The organism is Marinococcus sp. LNSP9103-4, from assembly GCF_056034345.1.
Map to the genome: position 1 here is coordinate 13,122 of NZ_JBQLIA010000009.1, position 14,223 is coordinate 27,344.

Here is a 14,223-nt window from a genome sequence, read left to right on the forward strand (position 1 = left end):
ATTATTTGGCACTATATCATTTGCTTTGATTCTGATGGACTTGCGCCATATCATTGATATATCGGGAGAATTATTTATACTATTATGTCTTATTCTGGCCATTTCGATTGGGATTTTCTTTTACCTTCAACGAAAACACTCAAGTGTTTCCACAGATGATGGAAATTGAGGTGATTATTAAAGGAGCTTTTTTATGTATTAGCGGTATTAATAAGTAGTGGAAGTTTTTTATTTTAATTAGGCAAAATTAAGCGTAATAAATGAAAAGAACGTAGCCTTAATAGGAATGTTCCATCCATTATGATACATCTATTTTCTTTCTTACAACTTAGATCCACCGGGAGAAACGTTAGCTTCCATAAAAAAACAAATAGAAAGACCCGGTCATAAAGGTTAATAAGGCAATACATACAACAGGATAATACAAAGTATTAAGGGAGTGCTTGAAAAGCATTCCTGTTTTTAATATGCCTTAAATCATTTTTTATACCAATAATTCCTTATTTAAAAAAATTAGAAATTTATCGTTGAATTTTTTCCTTTTTCTTTTGTATAATTTAGTTATTTTATAGTAATTCATTCTGCCATGAAGGCACATGATCATAAGGAGGCCCACCACCATGCCAACACTCGATGCTACCGACCGGGCTATTTTGCGTGCCTTGCAGAAAAACGCCAAAGAATCGTACTCCATGATCGCCCGATCCTTAGAGGTAAGTGAAGGAACGATTCGAACCCGGATTCGAAAAATGCTTGATACCGGGGTTTTTGACTTTATTGTTCACACCGATCCGAAAAAAATCGGCCTGGACGTGCAGGCTATCATCGGTATTAACACCCGGATCGGCCAACAACAGCACGTTGCCCTTCAGCTGCAAACCTTTGAAGCTGTACGTTTTGTCGGAGCCTTTTCCGGTAATCACGATCTAATGATTCAAGCCTATTTTTCGACCAACGATGATTTAGTCTCGTTCATTAATGCCGACTTAGCCTCACTCGAAGGCATATTAGACGTCGATGTCAATGTGGAGCTGAAGCAGTACAAAGACAGTTTTTCCTACTAAAAACGACAAATAGTAAAAATTTTTACTTTTATTACAATATATGGTTTTCATTTCCTTTCTTTTTCGTTATACTAAAGCAACATTTTTCGAAAAGGGGGGAGAGAGCGTATGAAGATGCTCACTACCACAATTTCCAGTCTCTTACTTGCATCTGTCGTTTCGGTCATATTAGAAACATCAGCCGAAGCCGCACATGTAGCCGTTGTTGGCGGCGCCAGTCTGAATCAACCATCGATGCAAGAAATAACAACTAACGGCGGACACGCCCTGCGTACCGAAAGCTATATTTCGGAGGATCAACGCCGGCCATGTGGCACCTCCGAGTGCCGCGCGATTTTTCAGCAGTATCAGGACCGTATGAATGATATTTTTAACCGAACCGACCATGTCCTGACGGTTGATGCATTTGAACAGTCTCTTGTTTACCATTTGCCGAATGGCGATTATTATATCGTTTCCAATTACACGAATGAAGTAAATGGCAACAACCGCCACATCGAAGTCATTTTGCACCAGAGTCTTGATTACGTACAGGACATGTATATCGAAACAGACGCCGCTTCTTCATACGACTCTCCAATGGTCCTTGGAGACAACCGGTGGGCGAGAAACACTGGCCAGGGGGAAGAATAATCACACATCCCGAAGCAGGGCCGTCTCCCTGTTAAAATGGAAACGGCCCTGCTTTGTTTATTTTCAATTTTTAACATAGTCGATGCATTCCGTTGCAAAGCATAGAGGATAAACGCCTTTGAAATATTTCTGACTTCACCCTTATAACTAGGAGAATATGAATGATGAAAACGCTGGCTATTTTTATAGGACTCATTATTGCATCCATCATTGTAGGCTTAAGCTTTCGAATTCTTAGAAACATGATAACGAACATGCCGTGGGATCATAATTTTGATGTAGCCTTTATAGGCGGGGTATGCGGAGGCATCGTTGCCAGTGTTCTTTTAATACAAAAACTTAGAAAAGCAGAGTAAAGGCACTCCTGGTGATAGTTGCTAAAAGATATGCCTATAAGATGCATTATCACAGCAGCATGAAGGCAAATCATCTTTTCAGCTATTAAGCATAAAAAATAGAAAACAAGCATCCTTGGTTTTACGCAAAATCAAGGATGCTTGTTTTGTTGAAAAAAGCTGCGGCCAGTAACGATATGACAGGCCGGCCATCTGCTCAAGTTAAAACAGAAGGGGAGCGCTGCTGTTTGGCCTGATACATGGTGTCGTCCGCCTGAGCCAGTACTGTTAAAAAATCGGTCTCCCGTGGGCAGAAATCATACCGGCCGACACTGACCCGCACGGTAAAGGTATCAATGCTTACTGCACAGGTTTGGTCGATACGGTTATGCAATCGTTCCGCCCATTCCTCGTTCGACAGATCGTGTGAGGAAACCGGCCCCAGGACAATAAACTCATCTCCGCTCAATCGGTAGGCGGTATGCTCATTCTCAATTGTATGCTGCAGTGCATCGGCCACACATCGGAGTACACGATCGCCGGTGAGATGACCATATGTATCGTTAATAATTTTGAATTGATCAACATCCAAAAAATACAGGGCATAGCGTGAGGTCGGAAGAAATGTGTGGTCCCGGAACACCTGCTGCAGTGCTACCCGATTTGGCAGGCGGGTCAGGTCGTCCGTGCGCCCATCATTGCGGGTTTTCTCCAGGTGGGCAATCGTTCGATTCAAATCCCGGGTCATCCGGCCGATTATCCCGGAAGAACGAAAGGAAGCGCGCGCACTTAAATCACCGGCACGAACCGCGGTTAAGACGGACTGAAAGTGAGTGATACAACGGCGGACGAAGGCAAAAAAGAGACAAAAGTTTAACACGCCTAAAAGGACGCCCGCGATAATGGAGGCGATGGTAAATAAACGCTGAAGTTCGGAGGGAACTGGAATCACAAGCGGCATGATTAGAGAAAAAGCAATGCCCACCACGATGCCAAAGCTTAAGTAGACCAGCGCCATCCCGTGAAGATAATTGTATCGCATATAGTTCCTTCCTTTCTGCTGCTCCTAGATGCTAGGAGGGAGGATTTCCGGGGTCTGGTTCATGGGTGTGTAAAATATTAAGAAGGGCATGAATATAGACAGTATCCAGCTCCTCAGTATGCTGACTAAGACGACTCAACGACTGAGCCGGCGTCAGGGCTTTCCGGTAGGAACGGTAAAGCTTCAGGACCGAATACACATCTACGATACTAAGCAATCGAAGCGGGGCGGGTAATTCCCATGCCGATAGTCCGAAGGGGTAGCCCATCTGGTTACCGCGTTCATGATGATATAAAGCCATGTGAGCTATTGAATCCTTCAGCCCATGCGCCTTGAGCAAATGATATCCCTGTATGGGGTGCTCCTGAACAGTTTCCCATTCTTCCGGTGTCAAAGTGCCCGATTTTTGAAGAATAAGTGGTGGTATGTATGTTTTCCCCACATCATGCAGCAGGAAACCAGCGCAAGTTCCGCGCTGTCCATCTGCAGATAATCCGCCAGCACACTTCCAAGGAGAAACACATCTAACGAATGATGATACGTTTCTGGTCCCAAAGATTGTAACCCGGCTATCAAAGGATGGATACGGCTCTCCCGGCAAAGCGATAGAAACAACGATTCGTATTGCTGAAAAGCCAATTGCGAATTTTGTGTAAGGTTCGCTCTATCTGGCCATTGCCTTTGCCAAAGCTGATGTAAATACGTTCGGGAAAGAAGAGGATCCACGGTCATGGAACTCAATAGAAAGCACCGCATGCTTGTTAAAATGGTACTTTTGTTATAGCACAAAGGAAAGGATAAATAAACCAAAGCGTCTGTCGATTTGGTTTTTACATCTCCATTCTGATCCTTGTCAGATCAGTACATATGAAAGGTTTTTAACCGGGTACTGAATTAAAAATGGATAAAAAAGAAACCATTGTGCAAAAATGGTTTCTCCTTTTCGTCTAAGAGCCCAGCGATTCGTAAACGATATCCTGGAAAGCCTGAAACGAGCGGTGCTGTTCGCTTGCCGGAGAATAGATAAAGGAAATATCTACCCGGTTATAGGCAGGTGGCACCGGGGTGCATGCGATGTAATCATCCTGAAACGAACGTACATACCGTTCCGACAGCAGGGCGATTCCCATCCCGGCCCGGACATGTCCCAATAATGATTCGAGGTTCGAAAAGGTGATTACCTGTTTCGGGATTATGCCTTCCTGATGAATCATCTGCAGCAGGCGTTCCCGGAACATGCATCCTGGCTCCAGTACAAGAACGGTTTGCTGGTGCACGTTCTGGAGATCCTCGATGGGGAGCACCAGCGGATTGGAAACGAGAGTAAGAGTTTCCGTGGAATATACGTGCTGATGGAGGGCAGGGTGACGTACGGGGCCGGTGACAAATGCCCCCTGGCATTCATGCTGCAGCACCTGCTGAACTAATTCTTCTGTAATGCCGTAGCGCAGGGTCACATCGATGGAGGGAAGGGCCTGATGAAGCGACGACATTAACGCCGGCAGGTGGGTAGCCGCCATGGAATTGATAGAGCCGAGCACCAGGGGTTCATAGGGCAGTGATGAATGGGAGACCGTAGCCTGTAAATACTCCCACGAGGCAAGCATGTCCTCGACGCAGGCAAGCACATAGTTCCCCTGCGGAGTGAGCGTGAGGCCTCTGGAATGCCGGTGGAAAAGAGGAACTCCGAGATCGTTTTCCAGGCGCTTCAGGTGGCCGGTCACATTCGACTGCACATAGTTCCATTTGCTCGCGACCCTAGAGATATTTTGCTCATGTGCCAGGGCACGAAACAGCTGTAGTGTCTGAATGTCCATGGTTTACCTCCAGATATCTGTTTTTATGATAGCTTCCATATTATTTTATCATTATTCATGATCAGTTGGGTGATGTATTGTAGAACCTATCATAGTAAAAGGGAGCGGAGGAGCATGCATCAGGAGGAACGAACGTGCTGGATTCTTGCGGGATCCCTGGGGGTTGGGATCGGCATATGCTGGCCGTGGCTATGGCAGGCGACACAGAAATTTCCAGGCTGGACAGCGATAGGGATGACGGCAGGTGGCGGAGAGATCGTAATGCCTGTCTGTTCTTTTATTCTTGCGGTTCTGGCATTAAACCGGAGGCCTCAGGCTGCAACCTGGGCCGCCGGAGTTGCGGTGCTCGGCACGATATATTTGACGTTATTATGGGTCCTGCCGGGTGCGTTGAGCTGGACGGGATATGTGTTGTATCAGAAACGTCATAAGCTAAAAAGCGAGAAACGCTGGGAAGAGGAACAATACGATCAATAGGCTTTAGAAATAAAGGGGGATAACGAAAATGGCCTGGCTGTTAATAATATTATGCTTTATCGGAGGGGCAGCGCTCGCGTTTCAGGCCGGTGTGAACGGAGAAATTGGGAGCAAAGTAGGCAGTTTGGAGGCAGCATTTATCGCTTATTTTGTCGGGACCGCTTGCTTATTCGTGAGCACCCTGGTGCAGGGGAGTCTCTCATTTTCGCTTTCCTCCTTCTCGTTGTGGAAATGGACCGTGGGCGCGCTGGGCGCTTTTTATATTGTATGTATCATTTTAGCGGTTCCGAGGATCGGAGCATCAGCGGCAATTACCGCCGGCATTGCCGGACAATTACTACTCGGCATGCTTCTGGATCATTTTGGGGCCTTTGGCACACCGGAAATCCCGGTGGATGCTTCGCGTTTGGCCGCGTTGGGATTAATTGGAATGGCGCTGTATCTGTTTTACCGTTGAAAAAATTTATCCATTGCAACAGACAGCTATTCTGGTCTGATTGTTTCAACAAGCGCAGTACATAAAAAAGGCCCCGAAACGTCGAGCGCTCGGGGTTACCATAAGCTTATGCGTTAGATAGCATAAAGGGGCGTATATACTGGATAAATATATACATATTGGACATTCCTTCCATTATATAAAGTCAAACATGGTTTTGCAATAAATTATGAATATTTTTATCGATCGTCCGGCGGCACAAACATACGGAGTTCATGAGGCAGGACGGCGGCGCTGAAAGGAAGCGGGCGTCCTTCGTCTCCGTCAATATTGACGATGTGCTTCTCATTGGTGCGTGCCTGCAACGTGGTGGTGGTGAAGTATTCAATATCCTGATGATGAGAAAGATTTCCCTGAAGGAGCTCTGGGATCATCTGGGCAACATTGGTTAACCCGAGCTGCTTAACAATAAATACGTGGAAACACCCATCGTGGATCTCTGCCTGTGGGGCCAGGGACTCGATGCCTCCTACAGAGTTGGTTAAAGCGACGAGAGCAAGATAAACATCCCCCTCCCAGACTCCCTTATCGTGCGTGAGCGTCAGGGAAAACGGCGTATGGTGTCGAAATGCCCTGGTGCCTTCCATCACATAGGCGAACGGCCCCCATATGGACTTTTGCTCAGGACTTACGTTATAAACGGCTTCTGCGATGGCACCAATGGCCAGAACGTTCATGAAATACGTTTGGTCGATACGTCCAATATCGACAGGAACGATGTGCTGGTGTCGAAGCACCTGTACAGCCTCAGCTGGACCTAAGGGCAGCTGGAGGGCACGGGCAAAATCGTTGACCGTATCGAGCGGAAGAAAGCCAAAAGCCGGCTGATAGACCTTGCCGGCGAGGCCGTTGATGCATTCATTAATGGTGCCGTCACCGCCTAAAGAGACCAGGGCATCAAATTCCTGCTCGCTTGCCTGCTGGGCCAGATCTTTGGCGTCTCCATTCTGTTTAGTGTAGCGAATCGTAACGCTGGAATACAATTCCTGTAATACCTCGATGGCAGAAGCTTCATAGGACATTGCTTCTTCTTTACCGGAAGATGGGTTGATGATGAGCATGGCGTTTGACATTAAAAGCTCTTTTTTCATAAAAAATAGGGAAGCGGTTTTCTGGGAACGCCCGTAGACGAAATTCGTTCCTGGATTACGTTGAAATAACTTTTACGTTGCAGTCAACCTTTTTTCGTACGCTTATGGCTGTATTGCCGAGTAACGCCCGGTCGATTTTGGAAGCTCCTGATTCCCCGAGAACAACTAGATCTGTTTCATATCTGGCACAAATTTTTCCGATGTCCCGTTTTGGCAGACCGGGTTCCATCACGGTTTCCACGTGAGGAACGCCCTGTTCGACGGCCCATTCTTTGGAGCGCTGAAGCTGGGAGGAAGCCTGGTCCTGAAGCCGGCGGAAGCCGTTCGGATCCATGCGCTCGAAGGAGGTGTATCCTTTAGTATCCATCATAAAGGCAATAAGTAACGTTGCCTGGTGCTCCTGTGCTAATTGCACAGCCTGTGCAAGCGGGTCGTGTGAGGTGGCTTCAAGAGTTTCAACCCCGACTAGTATACGGTGAAATTGTTCCATAGCTGGTCTTCCTTTCTATTAAAAACATTAGTGCATATTATTTTTCCAGGGGGAAAAATAAAAAAGTCAAAATGAAAATGGTTTCATAAAACAATAAAAAACCAGAAAAAGAGAAAGTACTCTTTTTCTGGCTGATGGCCTAGCTTTAATATCTATCCATTGCTGCCGCATATGAGGGGAAGGACTGGTCCCTCTTTAGAAGAACCAAAATCCTTTCTCGAAAGGTTTACCCGGTAAGTGAAGCGGTAAAACATGCGAGGGCACTAATCGTTGTTAAACTTATTTCTTAATAAGTACTTAAGAGAGGGATGCTAAGGGTGATTTTTCGTACTTAAGATGATATACTAAACAAAACATATGTTCTTTTTTTAAAAGCCACAGTTATGAAGAATAGAAGGGGGCCGACCTATGCCACAACAGCTATATGATTCCCGATGCGACCAGCCCCTGGTTGCCATGTTTATGCAGTATGTCGATGACAATATTCAGCACCGGCTCGCGGTGCCCCAGTTGGCGGAGGCGTTGGAAACCAAGCCTTACATATTGTCCCAGGTAGTAAATACTTCGCTGGGCCAAACGATTCCCGGTTACATCCGAAAGCGGCGTATTGAAGTCGCTGCCCGCCTGCTGGTCGAAACTGATTATTCCATTCGTGCAATTGCCAAACGGCTTCGTTTTAACGGCCAGGATTACTTTACGGCCCAATTTCGCATTCATCAGGGCCTGTCTCCCAGTGCGTACCGATATGGATATCAATCCTGAGAGCTTTTGAGGCCGTGGAGGATAAAAAAAGTTTCGGTCAGGAACGAGCGGAAATGAATTTATCATATTTCCATGAAGCGACAGCTGGAAAAGCGGCTGTTGTTCGAAGAACAGTGCAGCTAGCGGCTGAGCGTCGATATTCGCTGTATTTTCGTTGATTGGGTTTTAACAAGGACAACAGTGGAATTGCGCTGCTGCCCGGTCCACTGTTCCGTACGGAAAAAGACTAACGGTAAAAGCCGCCTCTTCGTTATGCACGAAAAAGAATGCTTGCAAAATTTTATTTTTGCCGGATAGGGCAGAGTGATCAAAACGTAGAGGATTTATTGAAATAATAGTCAAATCAAAATGCCGGAGCCCGAAAGGGTTTCGGCATTTTTAAACCCGATCAATTAAAAAGTTTGTGAAATAGTGTGGTGAATAAATTTGTTTCTGATTCTTCCAGCGAAAGAAGAGGTTTACTGCCTTCCGTAAAATAGGTAAAGAGGTACTATTAATCACGAGAAAAGATACCCCGCCATGAATAAAGCACACTTACTCACAGAAAAATTGGCGCTGCAGGAAGACTATAATCAGGGTAAGGTGCCCTACAACGATTTTCACCAACGCCTTCAGGAAATCCAGGCCAAGTTTGAGCAGGAAAATCCTAAAGATTGACAGATAGGCACGAGGATCAATAAAACTTTTTGACCAATCTTTCTTTAAATAATAGCTTTCACTGAATAGTTAGCAAGTTTTCTGAGAGCTAGTCCGGCTGTGCTTTTAGGCTTTTAGAAGTATGGGTCATTGTTTGTGACAGCATGTATTTCTTAACAGATAATTATTGGAAAAATAAGCAAGGAGTAAATAATATGTCCAACGAATGTCCTTTTACTACGATTGAAGGAGCCTCCTCAGGGTTAGGACTGGAGCTGGCAAAATTGTTCGCCCAGGAGGGATATTGCGATTTCGGGATCGAGCGAAAGTATTTTTGAAGCTAAATTGTTGGTGAAGGGTAGGAATACGGCTTATTTCGAGTTAAATGGCATGTGACTTGCTCTAAATCAGGAGGCAGAAATATCTCGTAGCGAGATAGAATAATCCTATACGTATACAGCCTTTTCTATTATTAGCTGATACAGTTACAAATCCTCGTTTTCTCAGTAAAGGTTATTCGACTTTTCTAATAAGAGAAAGTATGGATAAACTTTTGACAAATGATTATGAGCAACTGCATCTTGTAGTCAATATTAATAACAAACCAGCTATACACGTATATAAAAAATTAGGATTTAAAGAGATCGGTAAAAATTGGAGCGATATTTTATAGAGGAATGATTGACTTAATGTAATACTAAAGAAAAAGACTACATTCATAAAAGTATTCTCCTAAATGAAACATAAGCGGCAGGAAATGATTACTATCTTTGAATAAAGTCTTGATGCTGGAATCAAAAGGAGTGTTTATATGGAAACAATTTACCTTGCAGGCGGTTGTTTATGGGGCGTACAGGCGTTTGTAAAAAAGCTGCCTGGTGTGGAGTTTACTGAGGCGGGCAGAGCGAACGGAAGCAGCCAAACTCTTAACGGTGACTACGATGGCTACGCTGAATGCGTGAAAACGGAATTTGACCCGGATGTGTTAACCGTTAGCGGGATAATGGAATATTTATTTGAAATTATTGATCCCTACAGCTTAAACCAGCAGGGACCGGACGTCGGGAAGAAATATAGAACCGGGGTATATAGTGAAAGCCTGGCACATTTAGCAGAGGCGAAGGCGTTTCTCAGCGAAAGGGACGATTACGACGTTATAATGGTTGAGGTTCTGCCTCTTACCAATTACATCAAAAGCGCCGAAGAACATCAGGAGAGGCTGGATAAATATCCCGACGATGATTGCCATATTCCGGAAGGGTTAATGCGTAAATATAATCGGTGAAACCTTTTTTATCGGTCAGACAGCGGGGAGGCTAGAACGCTGCGTAAAAGCCTCCCAGGAATAAAACCGCGACGACAGCAGCTATCACGGTAAAACATAAGTACGTGAAAGCGATCGTTAAGGCTTTCGGTCTGGTCGTATTTGCCGCAACCTGGATCGTGCTGACGGCAACGACAAATACCCAAACAAAAGAAAGCCATTCCAGTACTGTATAAACACTCGTAAATATTGACGAAGTACTTCCCTGCGCAAGAAACAGGAACAATCCAATAAGTGCAATTGGGAGCAGAAATAGAGAAGGAATAACAGTTAAAATATTAACCCAAAAAGCTTTTTGATAGGAGAGAGGATGATTATGAATGCTGCCCGCGCCTTTCAAAATCAAGGATAATATAAAAACAGCAATTCCCGCAAACAGGGTCTCCGACACTAAAAGCCAGAGATTATCGGAAAAGATTGGAGATTGATTAGTATCGGGGAAAATATAATTCGTAATAAACGTATGTATAAGACTGCCGCCCAGGATAATTGCTGCCACCAGGGGGAGCCGGTAATGATCTGTTAAAAAAGCGAATTGTTTCCTGGGCTGAAAAGGAAGTTGAAGGATGGATGTAAACATGAAAAGCCCTCCTGACGCCGTAAAAATAATATAAAAGATAAAAGGCAGACCACTGGCAGCCTGGTATATGACATCACCATAAGCGCTGAAAGTTCCTGTCTCATCAACGACATTTTATACTGCTGATAACTGTTTATTAAAGAGGGGAACCAGCAGCAACGTAATAACGAACACCACTCCAATGAACGATCCCCAGTACAACACCGCATGATCAAACGGGATGTTTAACGCCCTTATGGAGAAGCGATGAACAACTCCTGCCGTAATAAAAATCAGGCAATTAGCCAATGCCAGTATTAAATAGCGCATAAATTCGGACTCCTTCAATTTTATGTAAATTAATTACATTTAAAACAATAATATACATATATTAAAGTGGCAACCCTTTATTTTTTCCTCAGCCCGCTGAAGCGGGTATCCCGGAATCACAGGTACATTAATATGCTGAGCGCCAAGCTCGCTTTCATGAATCCTTTTGCTCGAAGACAGTATAGGCGATGACGATCGCAAGGAAAGCGATCATGGCATCGCTGGAAAATTCGAGTAAAGGCGGCAGATCGGGATAAAGAACGTTTAAAACAAATAAAACCACAAATGTTAAAATACCTGCCAGTAACCCCGTTTTCCAGGCGACGCTCATTTCTATTTCCTCCTTATTGGCAAAATCTAGAATCTCACCAGGCAGCATAGCGCTGGAGCATCTGCACATCGTATACGAAAGCGAATATCAGAAGCTCAAGACATCCAATACCAATGTAATAATTTTGATGGTCTTTTTTGACATGAAACTGGTACAGCAGATACAGCCACAGGGAAAAGGGGACGAGAGGGACGGCGGCCATACCGACGGTTCTGAAAAATTGATTGATGCTGCTGAAAATGCCAAGGGTGAACAGGGAGACCAATCCAAGACCGTACACTAAAAACGTTCCGGATAGCAGCAGCATGGCAAGATTCCATTTTTTCATCGAATAACCTCCATTATTTCTGCCCCTGAAGCGAACAGTAGGCTCAGGCCAAGGACTGTACATACCCATAAGGCAAGACGCAGATCCCAGCGCCCGAGGTGATGAAGATGGCCTACGTAGCTGACCGTCCATATGACACTGAAGGAAAAGAAGAAAAGGAACGCAGAAGGGCTGAGCGAACTCGTAAAACCAACTCCAAATAAACCAAACCCGATCAATCCGCATACAAAAAGGAGCAGGATAAAATATAATACACCGAAAATACAACCCCTATGATGATTAGAAAAAATTACTATTGTTTTTTCAAAAAATGTAACTTATGGTAAAACTATATTGTTATACAAGGTAGCAGAATGTTTCTTATGCTAAGTCGCCCTGACGTTAATTCCGTGCGGCATTTTTTTAAATAACTAGCATGTATTGCAAGGCAGGTGAGCAAATGAATGAGCGAAGCCAGCTGTTGAAGGGGATTCTGGAGGGATGTATTTTAGCTATTATTTCCCGTGAGACCGTATACGGCTACGAGCTGGCGGTCAAGCTGCAGAAGCAGGGGATCGATGTTAAGGAAGGATCCATTTATCCGCTGCTCCTGCGGCTGCAGAAGGAAAGGCTGATTCGCGGGGAAATGAAGGCTTCAGGCAGTGGACCGAACCGAAAATACTATACGCTGACCCCGGCGGGAGAAGCTTCACTGAAGGCGTTCCGGGAGAACTGGAAGGCCCTGAAGCAGCCCGTTGATCAATTACTGGACAAGGAGGAGTCATAGGTGAGTACGTTGGTAGAGGAAAACAACGAAAAGCGAAACCAATTAAATAAAGAAAACAAGAAGATATATGAAGATATGATGGTGTATATCCGTCTTTCATTTAATAAAAGTGACCAGGAAACCGAAGAGGTGCTGATGGAACTACTGGATCATCTTCTCGTTCTGCAGGCAGAGGGGAGGGACAGTTCGGAGCTTTTTGGCTCCGACCCAAGGCAGTATGCAAAAGATATTGTCGGCGAGCTTCCTCAGACAGTGCCCAAAGAAATGATGAAGTTGCTTGTAATGGGCATTTGTTATTTTTTAAGTGTATATTTGCTGACTAGTGGGGTTCTTCGAACGATTCTTTCATATGGTTTTCAGCAGTTGGAGCCAACAAAATCGTACAGCCTCGGCACGACTGTAATAATTATTGTTCTTGGAAGCATCACAATATCGCTCGTGGGTTACAGTGTGTTTCGTTATATCAAGTGGTCCTGTTTCCGGGATATTTCGAAAATAAAGGAATTCCTGGTCTCAGGTTTTCTATTTGCAGTCGTGCCGGGAACAGTATTTTTTGCAATGTATTACTGGCTGCCTGCGCTGGGACCGACGTTAACCGTTCCGGTGTATTGGCTGGGGATAGCTGGAGCAGTGTTTCTATTGATGGCTGAAATATTGCGGAGGAAAGCTTAGCAAAAACGAGAAATAAATTTTATTATTTCATACGTTAATGATGCTGAGACTTAAACGCAAAAGCGAAATCTAGAATAAAACATAGAACTTGAACATATGTAAGTAAAAAACCTAAGCATGAACGCTTGAGCTGTAGCAAATTAAAAATGTCCGGCACTTTGTTTTATCCAAAATGATTTTTTGACCAGCTTTAATGCTCTAAAAAAGCCGTTCTCTCCTTTTTAAAAGAGAACGGCTTCGAAACATTTATCTGCTGGAATTTTAAGCTTCACTTCTCCGGCGCATGAATAGTGCTGCTCCGCCAACTGCCAAGGCAGCAATACCTGCCCAGAGTCCGGTCATACCGCCAGTGTCACTGGTTCCGCCCATACCGGTTTGAGGCATTTCCTCCGGCATCATGGCTGCCTCCTGTGCTTCTTCATCCAGCTGGCCGCGGATCTCGCCATCCGGGTATTCTTCGGTGTGGAGATTCGCATAAACATCACCTGAGACAAGTCCCATGGAGAATTCCTCCCAGGTCATGTCGCCGACCAGATCATCCTCGGTCAGTGTGCCGGTAGCGATCTCCCCGTCAACATCCATTGGTTCACCATTTTCGAATAAAAACAATTCGACTGGACCGTCTTCGCCTTCAGCACCACTGTGCAGGTGTCCGGCAACAGCGTTATCCAGATCCTCAGCATGGACCGAATACATGATGGACTCACCGTCTTCGCTCACTTCAAAGTGAGCCTCACCCATGGCATCGCTGTCGACGTCCTTGGTTTCCGCCTCTGGCGTTAAGTCCACCATAAATTCAAGTCCCTCGTGGTCGGCTGAAGCGGTACCGGCAAAGCTCGTAACCGCAAATACTGATGCTAATGGTACAATAACGCGTTTTTTCATTCTCATTTCCCCCTTTTTGATAATGGAATGGAACAATCGCTGACGTACCAGTCGCGCCCCCTTTGATGAATGCAGACTAAAATGAAGCACCCAATTATAAAGACTACAAGCATTAGAAGAAAATAGATCACCAATTGATAGAATTTTTTTAAAATTATGTAAATAAGCATTTTCAATACTTAAAA

Annotated in this window: 22 protein-coding genes; 12 read left to right on the forward strand and 10 right to left on the reverse strand. The window is 44.8% G+C overall.

What is annotated here, in order from left to right; all coding sequences use genetic code 11:
- Positions 1 to 620: 620 nt before the first annotated feature.
- From ACTRXG_RS08020 to ACTRXG_RS08030, 3 genes are all read left to right on the forward strand, one after another.
- Complete coding sequence (locus tag ACTRXG_RS08020) at positions 621 to 1,064, forward strand: Lrp/AsnC family transcriptional regulator (protein WP_474284553.1); 444 nt, start codon at positions 621 to 623, stop codon at positions 1,062 to 1,064.
- Positions 1,065 to 1,172: 108 nt separating this feature from the next.
- On the forward strand, positions 1,173 to 1,697 hold the full coding sequence (locus ACTRXG_RS08025) for a hypothetical protein (RefSeq protein ID WP_474284554.1): 525 nt from the start codon (positions 1,173 to 1,175) through the stop codon (positions 1,695 to 1,697).
- Positions 1,698 to 1,858: 161 nt separating this feature from the next.
- Positions 1,859 to 2,053, forward strand: coding sequence for a hypothetical protein (locus ACTRXG_RS08030; protein ID WP_474284555.1), 195 nt, complete (start codon positions 1,859 to 1,861; stop codon positions 2,051 to 2,053).
- Between the two features lie 196 nt (positions 2,054 to 2,249).
- Here ACTRXG_RS08030 and ACTRXG_RS08035 read toward each other — a convergent pair whose 3' ends face one another.
- From ACTRXG_RS08035 to ACTRXG_RS08045, 3 genes are all read right to left on the reverse strand, one after another.
- Positions 2,250 to 3,074, reverse strand: coding sequence for a GGDEF domain-containing protein (locus tag ACTRXG_RS08035; RefSeq protein ID WP_474284556.1), 825 nt, complete (start codon positions 3,072 to 3,074; stop codon positions 2,250 to 2,252).
- Positions 3,075 to 3,105: 31 nt separating this feature from the next.
- On the reverse strand, positions 3,106 to 3,675 hold the full coding sequence (locus ACTRXG_RS08040) for an HD-GYP domain-containing protein (RefSeq protein ID WP_474284557.1): 570 nt from the start codon (positions 3,673 to 3,675) through the stop codon (positions 3,106 to 3,108).
- Positions 3,676 to 4,021: 346 nt separating this feature from the next.
- A complete protein-coding gene (locus tag ACTRXG_RS08045; protein WP_474284558.1) occupies positions 4,022 to 4,891 on the reverse strand; it encodes a LysR family transcriptional regulator in 870 nt (289 codons plus the stop codon).
- A 114-nt stretch (positions 4,892 to 5,005) separates the two neighbouring features.
- Here ACTRXG_RS08045 and ACTRXG_RS08050 point away from each other — a divergent pair, with 114 nt between their 5' ends.
- A complete protein-coding gene (locus ACTRXG_RS08050; RefSeq protein ID WP_474284559.1) occupies positions 5,006 to 5,368 on the forward strand; it encodes a hypothetical protein in 363 nt (120 codons plus the stop codon).
- Between the two features lie 28 nt (positions 5,369 to 5,396).
- Complete coding sequence (locus tag ACTRXG_RS08055; RefSeq protein ID WP_474284560.1) at positions 5,397 to 5,825, forward strand: DMT family transporter; 429 nt, start codon at positions 5,397 to 5,399, stop codon at positions 5,823 to 5,825.
- Between the two features lie 218 nt (positions 5,826 to 6,043).
- On the opposite strand, the gene ACTRXG_RS08060 is transcribed toward ACTRXG_RS08055, so the two are convergent.
- Entirely contained in the window at positions 6,044 to 6,937 is an 894-nt protein-coding gene (locus tag ACTRXG_RS08060; protein WP_474284561.1) for a diacylglycerol/lipid kinase family protein, read from the reverse strand.
- 73 nt (positions 6,938 to 7,010) lie between these two features.
- Positions 7,011 to 7,445 carry a universal stress protein gene (locus ACTRXG_RS08065; RefSeq protein ID WP_474284562.1) on the reverse strand — a complete coding sequence of 145 codons (435 nt, stop codon included), beginning with the start codon at positions 7,443 to 7,445 and terminating at the stop codon, positions 7,011 to 7,013.
- A gap of 408 nt (positions 7,446 to 7,853) precedes the next feature.
- On the opposite strand from ACTRXG_RS08065, the gene ACTRXG_RS08070 reads away from it, so the two are divergent.
- The 5 genes from ACTRXG_RS08070 to ACTRXG_RS08090 all read left to right on the forward strand — a co-directional run bounded on the left by ACTRXG_RS08070 (position 7,854) and on the right by ACTRXG_RS08090 (position 10,128).
- Entirely contained in the window at positions 7,854 to 8,207 is a 354-nt protein-coding gene (locus ACTRXG_RS08070; RefSeq protein WP_474284563.1) for a helix-turn-helix transcriptional regulator, read from the forward strand.
- 519 nt (positions 8,208 to 8,726) lie between these two features.
- Positions 8,727 to 8,864 carry a hypothetical protein gene (locus ACTRXG_RS08075; protein WP_474284564.1) on the forward strand — a complete coding sequence of 46 codons (138 nt, stop codon included), beginning with the start codon at positions 8,727 to 8,729 and terminating at the stop codon, positions 8,862 to 8,864.
- 194 nt (positions 8,865 to 9,058) lie between these two features.
- Positions 9,059 to 9,181 (forward strand): hypothetical protein, encoded by a 123-nt coding sequence (locus ACTRXG_RS08080; protein WP_474284565.1) that lies wholly within the window; start codon positions 9,059 to 9,061, stop codon positions 9,179 to 9,181.
- Positions 9,182 to 9,297: 116 nt separating this feature from the next.
- Positions 9,298 to 9,516, forward strand: a complete 219-nt coding sequence (locus ACTRXG_RS08085; protein WP_474284658.1) for a GNAT family N-acetyltransferase — start codon at positions 9,298 to 9,300, stop codon at positions 9,514 to 9,516.
- A 138-nt stretch (positions 9,517 to 9,654) separates the two neighbouring features.
- Entirely contained in the window at positions 9,655 to 10,128 is a 474-nt protein-coding gene (locus tag ACTRXG_RS08090; RefSeq protein WP_474284566.1) for a peptide-methionine (S)-S-oxide reductase, read from the forward strand.
- 31 nt (positions 10,129 to 10,159) lie between these two features.
- Here ACTRXG_RS08090 and ACTRXG_RS08095 read toward each other — a convergent pair whose 3' ends face one another.
- The 4 genes from ACTRXG_RS08095 to ACTRXG_RS08110 all read right to left on the reverse strand — a co-directional run bounded on the left by ACTRXG_RS08095 (position 10,160) and on the right by ACTRXG_RS08110 (position 11,715).
- Positions 10,160 to 10,747 (reverse strand): hypothetical protein, encoded by a 588-nt coding sequence (locus ACTRXG_RS08095; RefSeq protein WP_474284567.1) that lies wholly within the window; start codon positions 10,745 to 10,747, stop codon positions 10,160 to 10,162.
- Between the two features lie 114 nt (positions 10,748 to 10,861).
- The gene (locus tag ACTRXG_RS08100) at positions 10,862 to 11,056 is read right to left on the reverse strand and encodes a bacteriocin-like WGxF protein (protein ID WP_474284568.1); all 195 of its coding nucleotides are present in this window, start codon (positions 11,054 to 11,056) and stop codon (positions 10,862 to 10,864) included.
- A 154-nt stretch (positions 11,057 to 11,210) separates the two neighbouring features.
- Positions 11,211 to 11,387, reverse strand: a complete 177-nt coding sequence (locus tag ACTRXG_RS08105) for a hypothetical protein (protein WP_474284569.1) — start codon at positions 11,385 to 11,387, stop codon at positions 11,211 to 11,213.
- Between the two features lie 34 nt (positions 11,388 to 11,421).
- Complete coding sequence (locus ACTRXG_RS08110; protein ID WP_474284570.1) at positions 11,422 to 11,715, reverse strand: hypothetical protein; 294 nt, start codon at positions 11,713 to 11,715, stop codon at positions 11,422 to 11,424.
- Positions 11,716 to 12,154: 439 nt separating this feature from the next.
- Here ACTRXG_RS08110 and ACTRXG_RS08115 point away from each other — a divergent pair, with 439 nt between their 5' ends.
- Both ACTRXG_RS08115 and ACTRXG_RS08120 read left to right on the forward strand, forming a co-directional pair.
- Positions 12,155 to 12,481 (forward strand): PadR family transcriptional regulator, encoded by a 327-nt coding sequence (locus ACTRXG_RS08115; RefSeq protein ID WP_474284571.1) that lies wholly within the window; start codon positions 12,155 to 12,157, stop codon positions 12,479 to 12,481.
- Entirely contained in the window at positions 12,482 to 13,153 is a 672-nt protein-coding gene (locus ACTRXG_RS08120; RefSeq protein ID WP_474284572.1) for a DUF1129 family protein, read from the forward strand.
- Between the two features lie 261 nt (positions 13,154 to 13,414).
- Here ACTRXG_RS08120 and ACTRXG_RS08125 read toward each other — a convergent pair whose 3' ends face one another.
- Positions 13,415 to 14,038, reverse strand: a complete 624-nt coding sequence (locus ACTRXG_RS08125) for a CHRD domain-containing protein (protein ID WP_474284573.1) — start codon at positions 14,036 to 14,038, stop codon at positions 13,415 to 13,417.
- Positions 14,039 to 14,223: the final 185 nt, after the last annotated feature.